The organism is Ancylomarina subtilis (assembly GCF_004217115.1).
Classification (GTDB): domain Bacteria; phylum Bacteroidota; class Bacteroidia; order Bacteroidales; family Marinifilaceae; genus Ancylomarina; species Ancylomarina subtilis.
This window is the reverse complement of record NZ_SHKN01000001.1, coordinates 994,576-1,017,377: the sequence shown is the minus strand read 5'-3', so window position 1 is coordinate 1,017,377 and position 22,802 is coordinate 994,576. Positions and strand designations below refer to the sequence as shown.

The 22,802-nt window shown below is 36.5% G+C and carries 19 protein-coding genes; 15 read left to right on the top strand and 4 right to left on the bottom strand.

What is annotated here, in order from left to right:
- Nucleotides 1–73: 73 nt before the first annotated feature.
- On the top strand, nucleotides 74–520 hold the full coding sequence (locus EV201_RS04235; protein ID WP_130306146.1) for a C-GCAxxG-C-C family protein: 447 nt from the start codon (nucleotides 74–76) through the stop codon (nucleotides 518–520).
- A gap of 663 nt (nucleotides 521–1,183) precedes the next feature.
- Nucleotides 1,184–3,058, top strand: a complete 1,875-nt coding sequence (locus EV201_RS04230) for a PQQ-binding-like beta-propeller repeat protein (protein WP_130306145.1) — start codon at nucleotides 1,184–1,186, stop codon at nucleotides 3,056–3,058.
- Between the two features lie 268 nt (nucleotides 3,059–3,326).
- On the opposite strand, the gene EV201_RS04225 is transcribed toward EV201_RS04230, so the two are convergent.
- From EV201_RS04225 to EV201_RS04215, 3 genes are all read right to left on the bottom strand, one after another.
- Nucleotides 3,327–4,160, bottom strand: coding sequence for an MBL fold metallo-hydrolase (locus EV201_RS04225; protein WP_130306144.1), 834 nt, complete (start codon nucleotides 4,158–4,160; stop codon nucleotides 3,327–3,329).
- Between the two features lie 195 nt (nucleotides 4,161–4,355).
- Nucleotides 4,356–6,788, bottom strand: coding sequence for an ABC transporter permease (locus EV201_RS04220; RefSeq protein ID WP_130306143.1), 2,433 nt, complete (start codon nucleotides 6,786–6,788; stop codon nucleotides 4,356–4,358).
- 16 nt (nucleotides 6,789–6,804) lie between these two features.
- Nucleotides 6,805–7,503 carry an ABC transporter ATP-binding protein gene (locus EV201_RS04215; protein ID WP_130306142.1) on the bottom strand — a complete coding sequence of 233 codons (699 nt, stop codon included), beginning with the start codon at nucleotides 7,501–7,503 and terminating at the stop codon, nucleotides 6,805–6,807.
- A 265-nt stretch (nucleotides 7,504–7,768) separates the two neighbouring features.
- Between EV201_RS04215 and EV201_RS04210 the strand changes: the two genes are divergently transcribed.
- The 3 genes from EV201_RS04210 (at nucleotide 7,769) to EV201_RS04200 (ending at nucleotide 11,908) form a co-directional block, all read left to right on the top strand.
- A complete protein-coding gene (locus EV201_RS04210; RefSeq protein WP_130306141.1) occupies nucleotides 7,769–9,133 on the top strand; it encodes a sigma-54-dependent transcriptional regulator in 1,365 nt (454 codons plus the stop codon).
- Nucleotides 9,123–10,469: a sensor histidine kinase gene (locus EV201_RS04205; RefSeq protein WP_130306140.1), complete on the top strand. Its 1,347-nt coding sequence runs from the start codon at nucleotides 9,123–9,125 to the stop codon at nucleotides 10,467–10,469. Before EV201_RS04210 ends, EV201_RS04205 begins: the two co-directional genes overlap by 11 nt.
- A gap of 635 nt (nucleotides 10,470–11,104) precedes the next feature.
- A complete protein-coding gene (locus tag EV201_RS04200; protein ID WP_130306139.1) occupies nucleotides 11,105–11,908 on the top strand; it encodes a Cof-type HAD-IIB family hydrolase in 804 nt (267 codons plus the stop codon).
- Between the two features lie 250 nt (nucleotides 11,909–12,158).
- On the opposite strand, the gene EV201_RS04195 is transcribed toward EV201_RS04200, so the two are convergent.
- Complete coding sequence (locus tag EV201_RS04195; protein WP_130306138.1) at nucleotides 12,159–12,902, bottom strand: slipin family protein; 744 nt, start codon at nucleotides 12,900–12,902, stop codon at nucleotides 12,159–12,161.
- A gap of 1,129 nt (nucleotides 12,903–14,031) precedes the next feature.
- Between EV201_RS04195 and EV201_RS04190 the strand changes: the two genes are divergently transcribed.
- The 10 genes from EV201_RS04190 (at nucleotide 14,032) to EV201_RS04145 (ending at nucleotide 22,701) form a co-directional block, all read left to right on the top strand.
- Nucleotides 14,032–14,958 (top strand): peptidase associated/transthyretin-like domain-containing protein, encoded by a 927-nt coding sequence (locus EV201_RS04190; protein ID WP_130306137.1) that lies wholly within the window; start codon nucleotides 14,032–14,034, stop codon nucleotides 14,956–14,958.
- A 467-nt stretch (nucleotides 14,959–15,425) separates the two neighbouring features.
- Entirely contained in the window at nucleotides 15,426–16,157 is a 732-nt protein-coding gene (locus EV201_RS04185) for a hypothetical protein (RefSeq protein WP_130306136.1), read from the top strand.
- A gap of 142 nt (nucleotides 16,158–16,299) precedes the next feature.
- A complete protein-coding gene (locus tag EV201_RS04180; protein WP_130306135.1) occupies nucleotides 16,300–17,358 on the top strand; it encodes an HAD family hydrolase in 1,059 nt (352 codons plus the stop codon).
- A 536-nt stretch (nucleotides 17,359–17,894) separates the two neighbouring features.
- Nucleotides 17,895–18,137: a hypothetical protein gene (locus tag EV201_RS04175; protein WP_130306134.1), complete on the top strand. Its 243-nt coding sequence runs from the start codon at nucleotides 17,895–17,897 to the stop codon at nucleotides 18,135–18,137.
- Between the two features lie 377 nt (nucleotides 18,138–18,514).
- Nucleotides 18,515–18,955, top strand: a complete 441-nt coding sequence (locus EV201_RS04170) for a hypothetical protein (protein WP_130306133.1) — start codon at nucleotides 18,515–18,517, stop codon at nucleotides 18,953–18,955.
- A gap of 25 nt (nucleotides 18,956–18,980) precedes the next feature.
- Nucleotides 18,981–19,211, top strand: coding sequence for a hypothetical protein (locus EV201_RS04165; protein WP_130306132.1), 231 nt, complete (start codon nucleotides 18,981–18,983; stop codon nucleotides 19,209–19,211).
- A gap of 215 nt (nucleotides 19,212–19,426) precedes the next feature.
- On the top strand, nucleotides 19,427–19,636 hold the full coding sequence (locus tag EV201_RS04160; protein WP_130306131.1) for a hypothetical protein: 210 nt from the start codon (nucleotides 19,427–19,429) through the stop codon (nucleotides 19,634–19,636).
- 324 nt (nucleotides 19,637–19,960) lie between these two features.
- Nucleotides 19,961–21,397 carry an alpha/beta hydrolase family protein gene (locus tag EV201_RS04155; protein ID WP_130306130.1) on the top strand — a complete coding sequence of 479 codons (1,437 nt, stop codon included), beginning with the start codon at nucleotides 19,961–19,963 and terminating at the stop codon, nucleotides 21,395–21,397.
- Between the two features lie 19 nt (nucleotides 21,398–21,416).
- A complete protein-coding gene (locus tag EV201_RS04150; protein WP_130306129.1) occupies nucleotides 21,417–22,019 on the top strand; it encodes a hypothetical protein in 603 nt (200 codons plus the stop codon).
- Between the two features lie 31 nt (nucleotides 22,020–22,050).
- Nucleotides 22,051–22,701: a hypothetical protein gene (locus EV201_RS04145; RefSeq protein ID WP_130306128.1), complete on the top strand. Its 651-nt coding sequence runs from the start codon at nucleotides 22,051–22,053 to the stop codon at nucleotides 22,699–22,701.
- Nucleotides 22,702–22,802 lie beyond the last annotated feature (101 nt).

Here is a 22,802-nt window from a genome sequence, read left to right as displayed (position 1 = left end):
TATTTGTCATTATCTTGTTTCCCATAACTATATTAGGAAGCATTTAATCCCTTGTAAGTAAAAAAATCATCTGATGAAAGAAATTGAAGAAAAAGCCATACACTCGTTTTATAATGGGATGAATTGTGCGCAATCCGTATTGACAGCATATGCCGAACACTTAAATTTTGATCCAGGTTTTGCATTATCTATTGCAAGTGGTTTTGGTGGCGGTATGGGCAAGCTTCAGAAAACTTGTGGTGCTGTTACCGGATCATTTATGGCTTTGGGCATTTACAACAGCCAGAAGCATTTTGAAAATATAGAAGCCAGAAATGCTACCAATGAGATGATTCAAAAATTTTCAGTCGATTTCAAAGCGCTTCATGGTTCTTTGGATTGTAAGGCACTTTTAGATTGTGATTTTAAGACTGAAGAGGGCGAAAACCGATTCAAGGATATGGATTTGAAGAAAAATGTATGTTCTACCTGTATTTCAGATTCCATTAAGATGGTAGAATCACTAATAGGTGAAAAATAAGAAACACTCCCCAAAAGTTTCTGAAAAAAACATAATGTAAAATGATCTTTGATAGAATGTTCTGATTGGGATATTTTATTAGCAGAATTAATACATCTGTCTCTGCATATTTGAGTGTCTTTTTATAGAACAAATCCCTACTATAAATCATGCCTATCTATGTCTTGTCTTCATTCTAATACTTGAGTTTGATTTTAAAAATTAATTCACAAGCCTCAATTAAATAATACGTAAAATTTATCGTTTTATATGTTATTGTTCTTTGCAGTGCAAGTTATAAGTGCGTAATTATTATTTTATTTAATCCGGATTCTGGGCCTATTTACAGTATATTTTTTAGTATTTCTGTAAATCTTAGTTATTTATTACTATAATTATAATTTTTGAGGCTTATAATTTTAAAACATTGTTAAGTTTGTGTTTTTATAATGAAATTTAAATAAATCTGTAATTATTATTAATGTCTACTTGTTTAAAGTTACGTTTTTAATCGTTGATTAATCTTGTTTGTGATGATTTAATTCTTTGTTTAATAGGTTTTTGTCTGTGGTGTCAAATATCCAGATGAAAATATTATTTAACAGTCAAATTGAATAAATATATTTTGAATGATTTTTGTATTCGTGACTATTTTCAAGTGAAACTAACCAAAACCCTAATACTATGTATAAATCAATGATGAGACTTTTTGTCTTAACAGTTGTAAGTCTTTTATTAGTTAAACCAGCTTATTCACAAAATAAAATGTGGGAAGTTGATCTGAAAGAAGCCCTTTATGAAGTTGGATGGATCAAACAATCCAATGATGGTCTTATTATTGCGTCTGGCGCTAAAGGATTGCTAGCAATGAATAATAAAACTGGTGAAATCGTATGGCAGAATACTGAATTAAAGGCCGTGGATAAGAACAGTTATATGAATATTGATGGACTTCCAATAATCTATGTAGAATATGTACCTGTTGTTGGAAAGATGAGAGGTCTTCTTATTAATTCAAGTAATGGAGATATTTTATTTGATACGAAAGATGAACAGTATAGAATCAAGGATTTCACATTAATTCCTAATAAGGGAATTATTTTATTTGAGTTACTTAAAGGAAATCTACGTAAAATGATGTGTTTTAGTCTTAAAACATGGAAAATGGATTGGATAGCCAGTCTGGGTGAATCTAAAGGTTTAATGAATAAATACACAAAACGTTCTTTTGTTAATCATGGTCCATTCTTTAATCAAGATAATAATATTATTTTAGGTATTAATAATGAAATATATACCATTAACTCGACCAGTGGTGAGGTGGTATGGCAATATGAAGCTAACAAAAAGATCAATGCATTGGTTTTTTCTGATATAAATAACAGTTTGTATGTTGGCGTGAAGAAATCAAAAAAACTCAAAGTTCTTAATCCTGCTAATGGTGAGGATATCACACCAGGAAAATTAAAGTTAAAAGGAACACTTGTTGATGTAAGACCAGATAATGAAGATAATTTAATTCTTGTAGAGACTGAAGGCTTTAATATTATTGATCCCAAAACCAATGATTTTAAATGGAAAAAGAGTTTTAAAATTGATTTTCTAGAGGAAGTTATCGCTCACGATAAAGGATTTATTGCAGTTGGTAAAAATGAAAAGGAAGGTTCAATTTGTTTGGTTGATAAAAGTGGAAAGAGAATATGGGAGAGTAAGGTAAAAGGTTATTCTTACTATGTAACACCAACTGAAAAGGGCGTTTTATATATTTCGACAGAGCGTTCAAATATTTTAGATTTTGAAAAAGGGAAGGATGTTTGGAAAAGAGATGTGAAATTTAAAGCAATTCCGGCTGTAACATATGACGAGACCGAAGATAAAGTTATTTTGTTTGAGAATAAAAAGGGATATAAGTTTGATTTGAAGTCAGGTCAAATAGAACTTTTTGCTGAGGATGTCGAACTTGAAAATGTAAAAAGGAAGACACCCCTAATGGCTGAATACATTGATGGGTCAGGATATCTGTTACAGACTGGACAACATGTTTCTTTACTGGAGCCATCTGGGAAAGTGAAATATACAAAGTACTTTGAGCCTGCATCTGATTTGGGTGGTTTAAAGAATGCTGCTCAATTGGGTTTGTTTATAGCTGGTGTAGATTTTGATATTCAAGGAAACCTTGATAATATAGAAATGCTTTCTTCATTATCCAATGGGGCTTACCGTACCTCAGCAGATCAAACTGATGGGACATCAGAAACGACTGTTCAAGGAGGTTTGTATTTAGAAAGTACAAGTGGTGATATGGTACCGGTTATTGAAATAACAAAAACCAGATACTCCAATTCAAAATCAATAAAGAGCCATAAGTTCATTGTTACTAAGGTGAAGAATAAGAATGCACCAAACCAACATTTTATTTATAAGGTAAATAAAAAGACTGGAGCTACGGACTTACAAATTGAATTATTGGATAAGACGCCCAATTACTTAATTGATGAAGTGGATAATGTCATTGTCGTAAATGAGAAGAATCACTTAATTCGATCATATCAGTTATAAGAATATAACTACAAAAAAATAAGGAGGTTGTTTTTAAAGCAACCTCCTTTTTTGATACAAAAGATCGTGTGTGTTGAAGTGACTAAACCTTTAATCTAAAGATTTGAATTTCATTTTCTTTGTGTGGATTCACCTATAACTCTATGAATAATCTTTCTTCTTTTTCAGATAGACTGAAACCTCAATATAGATGTCATCTTTTAGGAATTGAATTCAATACCTGTTTAAGTCTCTTCTAGATCATAGGAGGAATTGAAATTAAAATTTTTTAATAATTCACCGTTTTATCATAAATAAATGGAATTCCATCAATAACATACATCTTTTTTCTATTGCCCAATAGATTGATTTCCTTTTTAGGTGCTGGTCTCTTGTTCTGAAATGCTTTTAGAGCGAGTCTGATTTTATCCAAATCCGAATAGAGCAGATCTTCATTTCCATGTGCTGCAAGAATTTGATAGGATGAATCACAAGTCTGAATCAGCTGACTAAGGCTATTTTGATATTCATCAAGATCATTAACCAATAAAAGACCTTTGTAAGCTAAATCGCCAACAAAGAGATATTTGCCTCTTTTATCAACAATTGTGAAAGACCAGGGAGAATGACCGGGCGTATGATAAATGCTGATTTTTCTGTTCCCCAGATTAAATTCTGTATTTATGGGATACTGCGTTCTTATTTTTAAGATGCAAGTTTGGGGTATTAAACTTTCCTGTTCTCTGATATGAATGCAAGAATCTTCACCCAGGCGATCTTGAAGATCTGGCAGATTGGGTAGGGCAACATCTGGAAAAGCTTTACTATTCCCAATGTGGTCGAAATGAAAGTGGGAATGCAATAAAGTAACCGGCTCTCCGGCTAAAGAATCGACTAGTAATTTTATGTCCCCGGTCTTATTTTCTCCTGACCCTGAATCGAAGAGTAGGGCTTCCTTATCGCCAATAATAAGGTAGGAGCTATTGCCTTGACTACTCTGATTTTCCCTAATGCGATAAGTTTTATTATCCAGTTTCTCCACGGTGAACCAATCCCCTTTCTTTTTCTGACATGAAGTACATATTAGTAGAAGTAAAAAGAAAATAAGACCTAATCTTTTCATGAGAATTGAATATTTGAATGAGCTTTAAAGATAATTAAGTTAAAGGAAATTCAAACTTTATACAGCGGACTTGCTTGCAGATAGAAAAGACAAAATGGAATTTAAATAAGTAAATTGTTTCTGGCTAAAATAGTAAGAAGACTTCCCAGGAATGAGGAAGTCTTCTTTGCAAGTAAATAGGAAACGGTTTTTTATTTACTCGTACTTAAGTGCTTCCACAGGATTCTGTGTAGCGGCTTTCCAGGTTTGCCAGCTGACCGTTAGTATAGCAATGATTAATGCCATAACACCGGATACTACAAATATCCACCAGCTTAGTTCAATATGATATGCAAAGTTGCTCAGCCAATCTCTTGCGATATAATAGGCAATGGGGCAAGCAATCAGAAAGGCGACAACAACCCACTGTGTGTATTCTCTTATCAATAAGGTCAGAATTTCTAAAGAAGTGGATCCATTGGCTTTTCTGATACCAATCTCTTTGGTTTTGTGTTGAATGCTAAATGAAGACAAAGCAAACATACCCAATACAGATAGAACAATCGATAGGATGGAGAACAGAGTTAAAGCTTTCATCTCTTTGTATTGGTTAAAATAAATCTGTTCATACAAATCGTCAACAAACTCATATCTGAAAGGATGATCAGGTGACAGAGTTTCCCATTCTGTTTTTAATGATTGAAGTGCTTCAGCTTTTCTACGGGGATCAATCTTTGCAATAAAGGTACTGTTGAATAGATTTTTTGAAGCTAAAACCATAGGCTCTTCCTTGGAAAACATGTCACCATAGTGCAAGTCCCCAATCACTGCAATCACCTTACCTTTTTGAAACAGTTCCGGAGCCATAAAATTGAATTGAAAAGATTTTCCGATGGCATCTTCAGGGTTCTGAATGCCTAGCACTTTTAATGCTGACTGATTTAAAATATATTTTTCCTGAAAGCCACCATGCTCTTTGGTATAATTGTTAAGATTTTTTATAAATTCATCTTTGTTTGGGTTTTGATCGTGTATTCTAAGGGCAATATTTTCCCATGGTATTGATGAAGTAATACCCATATCTAATGAGCCTGCCAGTGGTTTGATATTAAACAGCTTGAAAAAATCTTCTTCAATGGAAAACATATTGAGTTTCTTTTCGACAGTTTTATCAGCGCCTTCCATCTCAAAGGGATAAGAAAAAGGTATGTTAAGCCCGGGTTTGTAGAAGGCGGCACTTACATTTCGGATTTCGGAATGTTTTAAAAAGGATTCCTTTAAAACTTCGAATTTGGCAATCATATGATAGGGAACATCCGTCATAACAACAATAGCAGATTTCTCATCTCCGGGATGCAGGTTATTCACCAAATTGATTTGTTTATGCAGGACAATAGTTGTGATAATGGCAGCAATGGATAGCATAAACTGGAAAAGGAGTGAAGCTACAAACTTCTTAGATCCCTGATAAGGTGAACGAGCCAAGTCTTTAGATACTTTTGTTGTTGCCAATGGTAATAGTGAAGCCAAGGCAAAGATCAGATAAAAGATGAGGCTTATCCATAGTAAATCGAAAGCTGAGATGTCCAGATTAAAGGATGATGCACTTATGGTATCGAAATTATAAGCCAATAGTCCACCAAAAAGAATGGCAAAACTGATGGGAATAAGTGATCGAATAAAAATGATCTGACCCAAATCGACTAAGGAAGCGCCATTGATCATCCGGACTTTAAAATCTTTGAGATCTGTAATAAACTGCACGTAATTTAAATTGGTATAGTTGATAAAGGCGATCAGAAAAACAATCAAAGCACCTGCAATTAAGATGATCAGGGAGGTCATACTACCATTTGTACTCATCTCATCAGCATTGTGACTGTACAGGTGAATATCTCTTAGGGGCATGAGTTGAGAAATTGGATCAGGTTCTCCGTCCTTGGTATTCTTCTTCCAGTATGCATTTATTAAACTCTTTAGAGAGTTTAGGTTTCGTTCTTTTTGTAATAAGAGATATGTATAGGTATGAAATTGGTTGATATCCTCATTATTATTTATAGAAAATAACAGATCTGCTTTAAAATGTGAGTTTTCTGGAAAGTCATCCATAACACCAGCAACGGTATAATTGCCCGATTTTGAATACAAGTATTGGACTTGAATACTAATTTCTTTACCGATAGCTTCTTCTGTACCAAAATAAGCCAGTGCTGTCTTTTTACTAATAACCACCTGATTGGGTTGATTAAATAAACTTGTTCTGTTTCCTCGTAATAATTTATAATCGAAAACTTTGAAGAATTGGCTATTGGTGAAAAAAAGCTGGTTGCTTGAAAAATTATTTTTGTCCGCAGTTATAACTGTATTGTCCGGGTGAATAAGACGAACCACTTCTTTAATGTCAGGAAAATTTGTATAAAGAGGAAGGATTAATTTCCCATCTATACCCGATGTTGGTGGTTGTCCTTCTAATTGTTGATCTTCGGTTGTGATACGATAAATATCATCCGCCTTTGAGTGGAAGTTATCGTAGGAGAGTTCTTTTTTTACGTGGGTGAATATGATAAGGGCAACAGCAAAAGCAAGTCCTATACCTAGGGTGTTGATGCCATACCATTTTTTATTCTTGAGAATTTGATTCAATATCATGGGTTCTGGTGTTAGCTTAGTAATTAATCGTAGCGAATTCTTTGGCGGTTTTTTCTGTCATCACTTCACCATCAAACAGGCGAATAACGCGGTGAGCAAATTCAGCATCTCGCTCAGAGTGGGTGACCATCACAATGGTTGTTCCTTCGCTATTGAGCTCGGTGAGTAGATTCATCACTTCCAGCCCGGTTTTAGAATCCAGATTACCTGTAGGCTCATCGGCAAGCAGAAGTTTGGGGTTGGCTGATACGGCACGGGCAATAGCTACACGCTGTTGTTGTCCACCTGAGAGTTGTTGTGGGTAATGGTGCTTGCGATGCCCAATTTTCATGCGGTCGAGAACTTCTAAGACTCTGGCCTTTTTATCAGCCTTACTTACATTAAGGTAGTTGAGAGGCAACTCCACATTGCGAAAAACGTTCAGCTCATCAATCAGGTTAAAGCTTTGAAATACAAAATTGATATTGCCTTTACGTATGGCATTGCGTTGACTTTCCTTTTGATTGCCGACTTCCTGCTTGTTAAAATAATAGTTTCCTGAAGTTGGACTATCAAGCATACCTAAAATATTAAGTAGGGTTGATTTGCCACAACCCGAGGGTCCCATAATGGCAACAAATTCACCTTCTTTTATTTCAATATTAATTTGATTGAGTGCGGTAGTCTCAACATCTTCGGTTCGGAATCTTTTGCTTAGGTTTTCAATTTTTATCATGCCAATAATTTTTGTGATACGATTGTTTTATTGATTTCATACAGATCAAGTTTTTGATATTGATCTTGTCGTTATGTTCTAAATCGATAATCAATCGGTATGCCACAAGAGTTTATGTGTAGAGAATCAGGGTTTTGTTGTTCTAAATCTCTGGAACAGTGCTTTTCAATTGTAAAAAAAATGAAAATGACTGTAAGAATATTTTACACTATGTTGACTGGTTTGCTTCTTATTTTTACATTTGATGAGCTAAAGTTATGAAATTATGTCTACTGGAAAAATCTTAGTTGTTGATGATCAAAAATCCGTCCTGGTGGCCTTGCAACTCCTGCTTCAGGATGAGTTTGATGAGGTGATCACCTTATCTAATCCCAATTGTCTGTTGAGTACACTGGAGAATCATGCGATTGATGTCGTGGTGTTGGATATGAACTTTTCGGCAGGCGTGAATACGGGTAACGAAGGCATTTATTGGTTGACTAAAATAGTGGAACACGATCCCAAGCTCAGTATTATTCTATTGACAGCATATGGCGATGTGGAACTGGCCGTTAAAGCCATTAAGTTAGGGGCTGTGGACTTTGTTTTGAAACCCTGGGATAACAGAAAATTGATTACGACCATCCAAACAGCTATTCAGTTGCGGCAATCAAAACAGAAGATTGATCGGCTGGAAGGTGAGAAGCAAAGTTTAACCCAGGTGTTGAATCGGAGTGAAACTCAAATGATAGGGCGATCAAAGGTTATGCTCAATTTAAACAGGATTATACAAAAAGTTGCGACTACTGATGTAAATGTTCTCATATTGGGTGAGAATGGCACAGGAAAAGAGCTGATCGCTCGTGAAATTCATGCCCAGTCAGCAAGGCGGGAGGCTGCACTGATTACAGTTGATATGGGCGCCGTATCCGAATCCTTATTCGAGAGTGAGCTGTTTGGGCATGTCAAAGGTGCTTTTACTGATGCTAAAGCCGATAAGTCAGGCCGATTCGAATTGGCTTCGGGTGGCACCCTTTTTCTCGATGAGATTGGTAATTTGTCTTTGCCTATGCAAGCAAAACTCCTGTCCGTTTTGCAAACCCGTCAACTGATTCGTTTGGGGGATAATCAAATCAGAGAGATTGATATTCGTTTGGTTTGTGCCACGAATAAAAACCTGATACAAATGGTTGCCGAGGGGGAATTTCGTGAAGATTTACTCTATCGAATCAATACCATACATATTGATGTGCCGCCATTGCGCAAACGGGGAGAAGATATTGCCGTTTTGGCTGAGTTTTATCTGCGTAAGTATGCTCAAAAGTACGACAAACCTAAACTGTGCTTTTCGTCAAAGACTCTGGATAAGCTGATACAATATAACTGGCCGGGTAATGTGAGAGAATTGCAGCATACCATAGAGAAGGCCGTGATTCTTACTGATAACAACAAACTGATGGCAGATGAGTTCCTTTTTCATCAAGTCCCTAAGGGGAATGGGAAATACAAAGCAACCAGTCTGGCTGATATGGAAAAGGAAATCATTGCTTTGGCCCTGGAGCATCACGAGGGGAATATGAGTCGTATTGCAAATGAATTGGGTGTGACCCGTCCGACACTCTATAATAAACTAAAGAAGTATGATTTATAAGAAACTCTTTGTGCGATTAATATTGAAACTCAGTTTGATTGTGCTTCTTTCTGTTTCTATGGGCTGGTTGTTGTGGGTGAGTGTTTACCCACTTTTAGCTCTTGCCCCTATGGCTCTGATTCTTTATTTGTTTTACCGTATGCTACACGATCTGAATTCAACGAATCGATTACTGAGTCAATTTTTTCTGGCGGTTAAAAATGATGAAACGGCACTCAACCTGCAGCATTATGGTGAAGGAAAATCCTTTGATGCTTTGCGAGAAAGCATGCAAGGGGTGAATCAGATTATTAAAGACCTTCGCATGAAATACCAACAGAAGGAGATTGTAAGTGATGCCATTATAGAGAATGCAGCCGTGGGCATCCTGACTTTTAATTCTCAGGGCATGGTTGAGGGGATCAACCGAAAGGGGAGGGAGTTATTGGGAGTACATCATTTGGTGAGTATAAAAGCCTTATTGAAAACGGATCCCAATTTGGTTGAACTTTTTCAGAGGATAAAAGCGGGTGAGAGTCGGGTCTTAAAAACGCAAGTCAAACAAAGAACCTTGCATTTGCTTGTATCCTGTACCTGTATCAAGCTCGGTAATGAAAACTGGAAATTGCTTTCTTTCACTGATATTAAAAGTGAAATGGATGCCACAGAGCTGGAGTCCTGGCAGCGTTTAATATCCGTCCTGACGCATGAGATTATGAATTCCATTGCGCCTTTAACTTCACTTTCAGAAACACTTGTTCAAACGTATTCTCAGATTGATGCTGAAAGTGTGATAGGAGAGAAAAACCTGTCTAAAACCCGACTGGGTTTACAAGTGATTCAGGAACAAGGAGAGGGCTTGATGCACTTTGTAGATAACTACCGTCAACTCACCCGAATACCAAAACCCCAATTAAAAAGGGTCAGTCTAAAACATCTGTTTGAGCATGTTAAGGCTTTGCTCGCCCTGGATGATGATACAAAAATTGATTACCACTTTTCTATCGAAGAAGATGATCTGTTAATAGAGGCTGATGAAAAACTCATGGTTCAGGTTTTGGTCAATTTGATTCAGAATGCGCAACATGCCATTACCGATAGGGGGATTCTACAGGTGCTTGCCAGCAGAGCCAATGAGGGAAATACCCTGATAAAAATCATTGATAATGGTGTAGGAATAAAAGCAGATGATATCAAAAATATTTTTGTGCCCTTTTTCACGACACGAGAGAATGGTTCGGGTATTGGTTTGAGTATTACCCGACAAATTATGCGTTTGCATCAGGCTAAAATTTCGTTGGAGTCTGTTTATGGTGAAGGCTGCAAGGTTGAACTCAACTTTCCGTCGTATAATTGATTATGAGTCATAGCTAAAAAAAATATATATATTTTTTTAGATCCTAACGCAACCTTTGTGCAATTCTTTCATCTAACCTAAAGTTAAAAATACTTGTATTTGTTTTTGTCCAAAACGACAAGGATTTATTAAAAAAATGTTTTTCGTGTCGATGTATTTAAACAATGCATCATTAAGCGAGATAAGGATTTTTTGTATCTATTTTAATGGGGTTAAAATAGGTCGGGTGTGGTCGAAAGGCTGCACCTTTTTTATTTTACGCCCTGATTTGCAAATAGAACAGTTGTTCTTGCCGCTAAATCGATATTTGTTTATACTTTCGCAGGCTGAAAATTGAAAGCCTCAAGGCTCCATATCTCAAGAAAATGGGTTGCGATCTCTAAAATCAGTTTCCCCAATAAGAGAAGAGTGGATTTGTGAAGGAGAGAGGAGAATAGTGAGATAAAAGGAGCCATTCCCGGAATTTTATCAGACAGAATCATGACGGTCTATATTCATAGGTCAGGATTGCCTGTGATCATTCATAATGTTTTCAGGACAGATGAAACGGTCATGACAGGTAAGTTTTATATACAGGGGTAGGATGATAGGCTCATGCTGAGTGGCATGTGGCAAAAACAGACAATTGTAAACAGATGAAATATAAAATGTTAGTGCTTGATCTTGACGATACGCTTTTGCGTGACGATCACAGCATATCAGATAGAAACAAAGAAATGCTCATGAAAGCACAGGAGCAGGGTGTTTATGTCGTTTTGGCTTCAGGACGTCCAACGCCTGCTATGCTTCAGTATGCCGAGGAGCTCGATTTAAAAAAATACGGTTCCTATATCATTTCATACAATGGGGCGGTGATTACCGATTTAACTCAGCAGGCAAATATTTTTGAGCAGAGCCTTTCTCAAGAGCAAATACACAGTTTGCACGATTTTAGTATGGCGAATAATGTGGATATCATTACCTATACTTCCGATAGCATCATCAGTGAATCCATCTCGAAATACATCGATGTGGAGGTTGAGCTAACGCAGATGAAATTCAATAAAGTTGACTGCTTTAAGACCGCTGTGACCGGATCGGCAATTAAATGTCTGTTGTTGCAGGAACCTGAATATCTGAAAACTATTGAAGCCAAATTGAAGAAAGAGAAACCTAATGAGAGTGTCGCTCTTTCGAAACCTTTTTTCCTTGAGGTGATGCCACAGGGAATTGATAAGGCAGCAAGTATTGCCCGTTTGGCTGAGAAGCTAGGTATTAGCCGTGAGGAGATTATCGCTGTAGGCAATGCTGGCAACGACTTAAGCATGGTCGAATATGCCGGCTTGGGCGTTTGGGTCGATAATGTGACTCCAGAACTTCGCGATCGAGCTGATCTTATTGTGGCCTCCAATAATAATCATGGTGTTGCCGAGGTGGTCGAAAAATATATTCTGGTTTAAGAGGGAAGAGATAACGACTTGAAATTCGAAAACGCCTATAGATTCATAAAAACAAAATACAAACCACTTGCAGTCTGTGAGTGGCTTTTTTCTGTTTCAACCATGTTTACCACAGACCTGACAGGTTTATTTGCGTCTTGCTTATAAACCTGTCAGGTCTCGTTTTGTTTACATTCTTCACCCAAACTCATGAAGGGGCTTATGAGTTTCCTGGAAAGTCATATTAATTTGAGGTACGAGCAAATACCACCTATTCCTCCTTTTTTGTATTCCTTGGCAAAACCTCCTCCGGGAATGGGAAAAGAATGGTTGAGTTCTTTTCAGAGGCAATATTGGCCAGGGTTTGATAAAGCCTTAGTTTAATAGCTGAAGGTGATTTGTCGATGAGTTTACCAGCGGCCAATAAATTTTCAGCAGCTTGTTCCTCGGCCAGAGCAAGAATAATTCGAGCTCTGCGTGAGCGTTCGGCTTCAGCCTGATTGGCCATCATCCGTTTCATGTTTTCAGGCAACTGAATATCTTTAATCTTCACGTCGATAATGATAATACCCCATGCCTGAGTTTCCTGTTCAACAATGTGTTTAATGTTTTTCCCCATTTCCTCTCGTTTCGATAGAATCGTATCGAGTTCAACCTTTCCACACACATCTCTTAGGGCGGCCTGAGCCAGCTGCATAATGGCAAATTTGAATTCTTCAACTTCCAATACGGCTTTTTCGGGATCATCAATCTTAAAAAAAACAACCCCATCTATACTGCAAGGTACATTGTCTTCGGTCATCACTTCCTGTGAATCGATGTTAATGGTAATCACACGGATGTCAACAATTTGAATGGTTTCAACCAGAGGGATCACCCACCTGAAGCCTGGTTTAAGTAGCTTGACGTATTTCCCAAATCGGAATTTCAAAGCTCTTTTGTATTCGAAAATGATTCGGATACCACTTAATAAAAATACAATAAAAGCAAGGCTGAAAAGTAATAGAGCATTCATAAGGCTTGTTTTTAAATGATTGATAATCTTATTGTAAGAGTTAAGTTTGCTACTATAAATTTACGAAAACAGCGAGCTGGGACAAAATTTGTTTTTGCATACATAGCGGGTGTTTTTTAGCCAAATTGTTTTGCCTTTTTATAAAGGAGCAAAATAATTCTCCCGTATTAATTGGATTTTGATTCCTCTATACACCATCAATTCAGTCTTTAATAATGGTTTTTGTCTTTATTCTTAGCTTTGGGTATTAACAATTGTGTATGGGGTGAAAAAATAATGATAGCATCCAGTTTATTTGGAAATCCCTCGTAAAATCTGCCTATTGGCTTTGTTCTGAATAGGTGCTTTTGTGTGATAAATGACACATTTTTGATGTTAAGAGTCATTTTTATTTGGAGTTTAAAGAAATTATTCTTTAACTTAGATCTACAATTCAACCACCATGGCGGACTTGCTTGCAGATTATAAGATGAAGTTTTGTTCTGTAAGTTGCTCTCTAAATACTTTAGAAACGCTATTCAAAGTATTTCCAATTTGCTGAGTCACTCCCCTCGACAATGTTCGTTGTCAGCAATATTTCTAAGGCTTATTTTAACGAGATGATTGCTATAAAGCGTACATAAGCTGCTTGATGCTTTTCAGAAAAAACAAAATGCAATTCAGAAAGAGCTTTAAGCTTTGCAACGAGAACGAAATTGAATTCGAAGGCTGCTAAATGCTATTCGAAAAAAGCAAAATCAAATTCGATGGGTATAAAAAGCAATTCGAAAGCAGCTAAATGCTTTTCGGGAAGATGAAAATCAGATTCGAAAGCAAGAAAATGATTTTTGAAAAGATGAAAATCAGTTTCATTAACAGCAAAATGACTTTCGAAGCATGCAGAATAGGATTCAATGTGAACTAAATGGTTTTCAATACATGTTAAATCTTTTGGAAAATATCGGATGTTTATAAACTATGAAACACATAAAATCTTCTGAATAAAAGGCTTCTGTGGAGAATCTGAACACAATTCCCATACATGAACAATCAATACAAATTAATTTTTTCTATTATGAATCAGCAGTGAGATTCAATCCCCAAAAGAGGTGTTTATTCTATTGAATTTTACGGCACAAAACACTTTGAGATGAATACGTATAACAATTTAAAGCTGGATTCTTATGCGGAAACGAATAAGACGTTGATTGAGAATAAGTCTCGGTACGAAACCAATGTGACAACTAAAGCGCAAGCCGATAGGTTTGGAATTTCCTTAAGCAGGCTTTTGAGCCTGAGGGAAAAAATTGACCAACCCACAGTTTGGTTAACCGAGGTAAAGGCGAGTTTAAAAAAGACATTAATTGATCAGCTTTATCCTTTTTCCAATGCGCTGGTTTGCTTTGCCAATAGCAAACAGGATGTAAAAATGTTGGTTTTGGTGAATACCTCAAAATCGAAATTACAACGTGATAAAGAAGTTGATCTGATTGCATTTACCGATCAGTGTATTGAACTAGCTAAGGCAAACCTGACCGAATTGGCAGCTTTTTCAATTACCGAAGCCAGCCTGGCAAACCTGGAGTCTGTTTTTAATGCTTTTACACAAAGCCGTTCGGATCAGATTCTGATGAAGAAAGATATGAAACAAGCGCAGGAGAGTTTTGCCGAGCTCATGAAAGAGACCAATAGCCTATTGAGCAAAGAGCTCGATCGCAGTATCGAAAACTTACGCGCAACCGAGCCTGAATTTGTCAACCATTATTTTGCGACACGACAAAAAGCCAAAGGTGTTCACCATTCTTACGATCTGATTGGGTATTTAACCGATCAGGCAACAAATCAGCCTGTTTCATTAGGTTCTGTAAAGGTTGAAGGACTTGATATGGAGACTGATATTACCAATAAAGGGACCTTTAGATTTAAATCTTTCCCTGCGGGCGAGCAGCGACTCATAATTGAGAACATCAACTATAAAACGCTTTATGTTCCGATTAGGCGATATGCTTCGGAAAAAAGGAGGTTGAATTTAAAAATGGAGGCTATTCCTTTAGAGATTACTTTGCCAGTTGAATAAATTTTAAGAGAAATCTGTTTGTTTTATTACGCTGGTGGTCTATTCTGATAAAACGAACAGGACTAAGCTGTGGTAGGAGTGCCACAGCTTTTTTTAATGGGCATTAAACATAGACTCCAAGCCCCTGAAGGGGCTTAAAGTAGACTTTGGACTTGCAACAAAAGGAGAAATCGTTTCCTCTTCTGTTTCCTGATCTTGTCGAAGTATCATAATTATATAGACTTATTCTATTTTATGTATTCCATCTATTTTACTGTGTATTAATTCATTGTATGCTATTTGTTTTTCATAAATTTAATAGACTTTAAATACAATACTTGTTTTTGATTGATTTTTGTTTTTGAGTAAAAACCTTTGTGTTTGGTAGATGAGATGAATGTGATAGGTGGGTATACATACCGGTTAAGGTAATATGTGGTGGTTTTATATGAGGAGATTCCCTTTTTTTAATATTAAAATTTTCTATAATGAATAAAAATTTAACAACACCTAAACAAGCATGGGATGAGCTAATCTCATTTTGGTCTCCGTTTTCATTTATGTTGGTACCGGGAGCAAGTGCAGAACAAATTGAAGCTTTCCAGATTAAAGAAGATGTTATACTTCAACCCAGGCTTAAAGAATTAATTCGCATTTACAGCGCATTAAACATTCCAGCTGGATGCAATCTTGATTTTTGTCCCGAAGCAACTCTTTCGACTATAGATACATGGGTGAGATTTGATAAGTCAAGTATGAATACCATAATGGATGATCCGGATTGGTGGCCTGGTATTTTTAGTGATAACAATTGTCCAAGTACATCAATGAAAGACTATATCGTAATTGGATCAAACCCTTGGGGAGCAGATTATGGTTTCTATGTCATGTTACATCAATCAAGTAATACTGTTTTTAGCATTGATGAGAATATTCCGGAGATTAAACCAATGGGAGATATCGTTACATGGCTTGCTGAAAACCGTCTTGGAGGTTTGAAAAATGTTAAAGCTTATGCAGATAGTTGGAATGATGAATCGGATAATAGCGGGGGGGCTGGTTTAGCTAAGGAACATTGTTTCTATTTAAATTTGGGATACCCTGAGGCCTTAGCCAGATGGGAAAAAATAGAACCAGAGTTTATATCAACTTTCGATAAAATTAGCGGCTTGCAAAATACATCAGACGATAAGAAAGAAAAAGCTGCTGACTTTCAATAATGTCTGTTCGAAAGTGAAAAAGAGAGTGTGAATAATATAAACAAAAGAAAGGGAATCTTAATGACCTGTTCTAGGTATGCAGCTTAATTTGTTGTTGCGTTTTAAATTACAATTAAACAATAGTTCACTAAAATTCGGAATTATGAAAAAAAATATTCTTTTTGTTCTTATTGCTATTTCAACACTTGTCAGTAGTTCAAACCCTGGACATAGTGAAAATAAAAAAACAATAAAGAAATATCTTTCTTCGTGGAATGAGACCAGGATTGATACGACGTTTTCAATAAATATCCTTGTGGATTATGTGAAAAAAGTTACGGGCTCAGGTTCTGATGCTGTACCTGAAGACGATCGAATTGCTGTATTTGATATGGATGGAACGCTTGCCTGTGAACGTCCTTTTTCAATGGAACTGTATTTTGCATATGACCTTGCATTTGGACGAATTCCCAACTGTAGTGATAGTGTCAAACAACTGCAGGGTGCAGTCCTCAATGCCTTTAATGGATATTTACCCGGTAGCATTGTTTCTGATTCAATTGTCGCTTTAACGACCAGAAATACCAGGACCATTGTCAATTCCTGCATACCAAAAGAAAATCCGGAAGATCGGGTGTTGAGTAAGCAGTTTTACCAACCTATGATCGAACTCATTCACTATTTGCTAGTGAATAAATTTCAGATCTATATTGTTTCAGGCTCATCACAACAGTTTATTTGGGGGATTGTGAAAAATGTAGAAACACTCAATCAATTGCCTCCATCTCACATTATTGGGTCACTACAAAAATACAAAACCATTACCCATTTAAAAGGCAAAGGTCCCGAGTTCTATATTGATTCTGAAAATTTTCTTTCAAATGTATCATCAGGTAAAGCGATTAATATATACAACCGTATAGGCAAAAAGCCGATACTTGCTTTTGGTAATACGGTCAATGATTTTGACATGTTCTCGCTTACTTCATCGAATACAAAGCACCCTACACTTTGTGTTCTGATTAACCACGATTCAGATTCAATGGAAGAAGCGTATCCCGCCTATAAAACTAGTTACAAAGTATGTGAAAATTGGAATCAGGAACCTTATTGTTCACAGAATTGGAGTTTTGATATTTTTAAAGAAATTATGAATAAACAAGGCTGGTACATAGCAAATATGAGTGAGTGTTTTAAATATAATTCAGTATTTATAAAATAGATGTCTTGTAAGAAAATAAAACAAAAACAGGACGTCTTATTTGCAACTGTTGCATAAAGCAAATATGTTTTTTGTAAAACATTAAGCTTAAGCTCTACGAAAGCTTGAATTTTAAAGAAGTCAGGACTAAGCTGTGGTAGGAGTGCCACAGCTTTTTTATGCCAGGCGTTAAACATAGACCCCAAACCCCGAAGGGGCTTAAAGTAGACTTTGGACTTGCAACAAGAGGAGAAATCGTTTCCTTTTCTGCTTCCTCAGCCCGTCCTTTAGTTTTATATCCATAAAAGATTTAGCTTTCAAGAGATAGAAAAGACTGAATAGAGCATGAGTGAACTATTGAGCCATTGCATCGAGTACGGTTACCAAGCTGCCATATCGAGTGTAGTTGAGATCTTGTCGAAGTATAATTGTATAGATTTATTCTATTTTATGTATGACTTGAGTTTTACTTTATCCTGATTTATTGTTTGCTTTCTAATTTTCATAAATTTGGTGAGTTGTGATTCTATGAGTACGATTAATTTAAATATATTATCATGTTAGATAAGTTGTTCTTAAAAAGATTAAGTAGAAAAGGCAAAATAGCTTACTGGCTTGGTCAGCTTGTGCTTGATTCGTTGTGGGCTCTGTACCTTTTCGTAATTATGGGTTTGTCTATGGATGAGGCTGAGAGTTTATTGTTTGTTGGAATTTTCCTTGTTCTTATTATTTGGGGAGGTATATGTCTCCTTGCATGGAAGAAAGAAGATGAATCCGTTGATTCTGATTATTCAGTTTGAAAATAGTCTTGATTCACAGGATAAAAGTGTTTGGCTTAGGTTTTAATCTATGGAGCTATTTTCATGTTAAATCTGAGTAGGAGAAGAAAAGCGGTGAGTTAGAACCACCTCCCCCGAACGCGTTCGGGTACTCCTCCTTGTAAAGGATGAGAAAGGCTTGTTTTTATAATGAAGCTGTAGAGTTGATTGTCTCCATTAGGGAATCAAGAGGAGAAAGAACTTAGAACGGCTAATAAGTTTCCCCTCCCGCAGAGGAGGGGTGGCAAGCTCTGCTTGACGGGATGGTACAAATCATTATCCCCTCCTGATGAATTGAGATGTTTGACAGAGTGTTGTTAATTTGATTGAAATAATACATTGACTTAAATAATAGAGCCATGAAAAATCGAATGATCTCCTTTTTAATTCTTATCATTTTCATGATGACAGCTTGTTCTTATGAAGAAGAATGTGGAGCCTGTTTTACGCCTCCCAATTATTTTGCATTTAACCTGACTGATAAGGGTACAGGTGAAAATGTGTTTACAAGTGGTAGGTTCAAGCCTGATGATATTGAAATTTTAGATGCCTCAGACCATCGGGTTGAATTCAATTTTATAGATGAAAATAACATCAATTTGATTGAAATATATACAATTGGCTGGCAAACCGAAATTGTGAATTACAGAATAAATATCGGCTCTGAAAACATATTCGATTTATATGTGGATGCTGAAAGACTCAGTGAAGACTGTTGTTCATTTACCAGATATAAGAAAATAGAAATAGATAATGCTGAATACAGCCTGAATCCTGATACGGGGATCTATTCTATTTGAATAAAGAATTATAAATAATTGAGGAATGACTAAAAAGAAAGCACTTTTTGTTTCGGCAGTTCTGATTGGAGTATCGCTCTTGATTGAAATTCTAAGAATTGATGGGAATACCCTATTGGATGGTGAATTAATAAATTTTCTTTATGGTGCATTTCTGGGTTCAGGAATTGGAATCTTTTTGGGGAATATTTTACGAAATGTAAATAATCAAGTTAGAACAGAACCAATTAACATCTCTCAAAATAAAAAGAGATGAGTAAAAGAAATACAATAATCGTAGCATGCCTATTAGTCATGTCCGCTGTATTAATCAGTATTTTAAAGGACGGTGATCATGATCGTCTTGATATGGAACTTGTTGATCTCTATAACGGAATATTGTATGGGGCTGGATTTGGTATTTTAATAGTAACCTTGTTTAGGAAGAAGCCAAAGCAAGCTTAATTGATTTTAAGATAAAAAAGGATTAGTATGAACAAGAAATTAAACTTGTGGTATTTTATCGTCTCCATAATTATATTGATTGTTATGCGAGGACTGGAAATGTATTCGTTGATGAAGGTTGATATCAATATTTATTATACCATCATTGGAACATCAATAGCCGCATTGGGAAATTATGTGGTGATACGAATACAAAATCGAAATGTGAATCGTAAAACGAATCATCTGTTCAAATAGTCATTGGAGTTTAAAGTTGAACCACCTCCCCGAACGCGTTCGGGTACTCCTCCTTGTAAAGGAGGGGAAAGGCTTGTCTTTATAATGAAGCTGTAGAGTTGATTGTTTCCTTTGTAACCAAGAGGAGAAAAATTTGGAGCTGTCAATAAGTTTCCCCTCCGGCAGAGGAGGGGTGCCAAGCTCTGCTTGGCGGGGTGGTGTTGGAGTTAATTGTCTCCGTTCAGAAACCAAGAGGTGGAGAAAAGTGGTCGGCATTTAAAGAATAAGATTCAATAACAAAATATAAACCTGTCGGTCGGGACAGGTAGAACAAAGAAACAAAAGATGAAACAGCTGCTTATTTTTATAACATTAGTCCTTAGCTTTTCAATTTCGAGTCTGGCATCAACAAAAAGGGAACCTGCAAAATGGGAGGGCGCTTTGCTCGTTCAAGGTTTTGAGCTGAAATTAATTTTTAAACTCGATCAGGATACCTGTCTGCTTGATGTGCCCATGCAAGGGCTGAAGGATTACGTATCCTCTGAATGCATGATTGAGGGTGATAGCCTTCGGATTTCGTTTTCGGGTATGCTTCATGCGCAGTTTATTGGCGAATATCAGGGCGATACTTTGATTGAAGGCAATTGGTTGCAGTCGGGTCAAAGCTTTCCTTTGAAACTGAGAAAGAAAATCGAACTTAAAAGACCTCAGAATCCCCGAGGACCTCTAACTTATAAACAAGAGGCGGTATCTTATTTCAATTTTGATAAAAGTATACAATTGGCAGGGACGCTGACGATTCCTAAAAAAGCAGGTAAACATCCTGTGGCTATTTTGATTACAGGTAGCGGACAGCAGGATAGAGATGAGTCCATAATGGGACATAAACCCTTTTTAGTGATTGCTGATTATCTCACCCGACAAGGAATTGCTGTATTGCGAGTAGATGACAGAGGTGTGGGCGCCAGCACAGGTCGGGAGACATTGAAAAATGCCACATCTTATGATTTTGCTATGGATGTTGTTGCGGGAATTAAGTATTTGCAAAGCAGATCCGATGTGGATTTGCAGAATATTGGTTTGATCGGTCACAGCGAAGGCGGTCTGATTGCGTCTATTATTGGATCGAAACGGAACGATTTGGCTTTTATCGTTTCCCTGGCTGGAGTGGGTGTATCCGGCGATCGAATTATCAGTTCACAAATAAAGAAATCCTTAATACGCAGTCTGCCTACTGTAACGGTTGACAGTATTATCTCTTTCGAGAAGAGAGCCCTGAATATTATCATGCACCAGGAGGATGACAAGCGGGCTGAGCTTAGTATTAAGCAAGCTTTGATTGGTCCCTGGATTGCAAATCAGGATGCTGAAGTAAAGGACTATTTTGACATGAAGACGGTAGATGGTTTTGAAACCATTGATACGAAACCTGCATTAGCGCGTTATAAGATGATGATGATCCCCTGGTTTCGTTATTTCATTGCTTATAAACCATCAGAATATCTGCCTAAGGTGAAAGCTCCCTTCTTGGTTCTTAATGGAGAAAAGGATACGCAGGTTTTAGCTGATTTAAACTTAAGTGGTTTTAAACGCATCTTTAATGCGAGTGGAAAAACCAATTACAAAATCAAATCTTACCCAAATCTGAATCATTTCTTTCAGCATTGCCATACCGGATATCTCGACGAAGTTGAGGCAATCGAAGAAACCATTTCTGAAGAGGTTTTGAATGATATGTCGGTTTGGATAAAAGAGCAGATAAGTTCTTTGGGTACGAATTAAAGAACCAATAAGTTATAAAATGAAAGAAGAAAAAGATGAAAAGAGCTTGCTTCAAGAGATCTTACAGTCACCATCCTATGGCTATACCGATAATTTCCCGAAACGTGATATGTGGAAAGAGGTTGCTAAACTCTATAATGGGGAGTTTAAGATTAAATTCAATTCGGGTTGTGAGCTAGAGATTCATCAAATTAGGATCCCATATAAAAAATGGACCATTCATATTTCTGTTTCAGATACCAGACCGATGAAGTTTCAAATGGATTTTAGATCAAGGCTTGATTTTGACATGCTTCTTAGCTGGGAGGATTTTATTGAAAGGATTTTTAAGAAATTTGGTGAACCCGAAATTGAAGTTGATTCTTACGCTTTCGATAAGCGTTACCTGATTAAAAGCTCTCAGCCGGATTTACTGAAGAGATTATTAACGAAAGAGATTCAAGAGGCATTTTTAGAGTACAATATCTATTCTGCAGCCTATAAAACCGATTTAGAATTACAAAAAGCAGAATGGTTGTCTGTTATTCAAAGAAAAGCGGGATGTAAAAACTTTGTTTGTGGTTTAATTGATCTGCATATGCTTATTATTGATAGACTAGCTGATCTGAAAATAATAGGATAGCGTGAAAATGATAATCAAATAAAAAACGGATATGAAAAGCGTATTAATTGTTGTATTATCCTTCTGTTTTATTCCAATGGTTTACGGACAAAATGATGTGAAGTTTGTTGTTCAGGCAGTTAAGGATACAGTAGTTATAGGTGATCAGGTTAAGTTGAGGTTTGTTCTTGAAGGTATTGAATGTGAGGCTCTGGAACAAGAAGAAGGGGCATCCATGTCGCAAACTCTTAGAGCGATATTCAATCCCAACCATGTTGGGAATAACTTTTCGACTTTTATCTCGGTGAAACCGACCGCTTTGGGATCGAATAGCTTTGGTCCCTATAAAATCAAGATGCTTGGTCGGGAATTCATATCAAATGTTGTTCGTATTTATGGGATTGAGCGTCAAATGGAATGTGTCAAAATCCTTATGCCTAAGACCTGCAGGTTGGAAGGGGAGGCTGAAATTAAATTAACCAATCACTCATTTTCAGATTATTCTATAGAGCTAAAGCAGACCGATATTTTTCAGGTTGTAGGCCGTGCCAGTTCAACACAAATTGTAAATGGTGAGTGGACAAAGCAAATAACATTAAACATCATTCTGAAAAAAGCGGGGATTTTTAAACTGGACAAAAGTATGTTTAAGAATTTACCTGAAGATGTTCAGGTTGAACCCTTTGTTTTTGAAGTGAATTGATGTCCGATAGAGGATTGTCAGAAAAAATAAAATAAGAACACTATATTAGTGTATAAAAAGTGTGGTCCTGAGGCTACACTTTTTTTTATGAGAGTAAATCG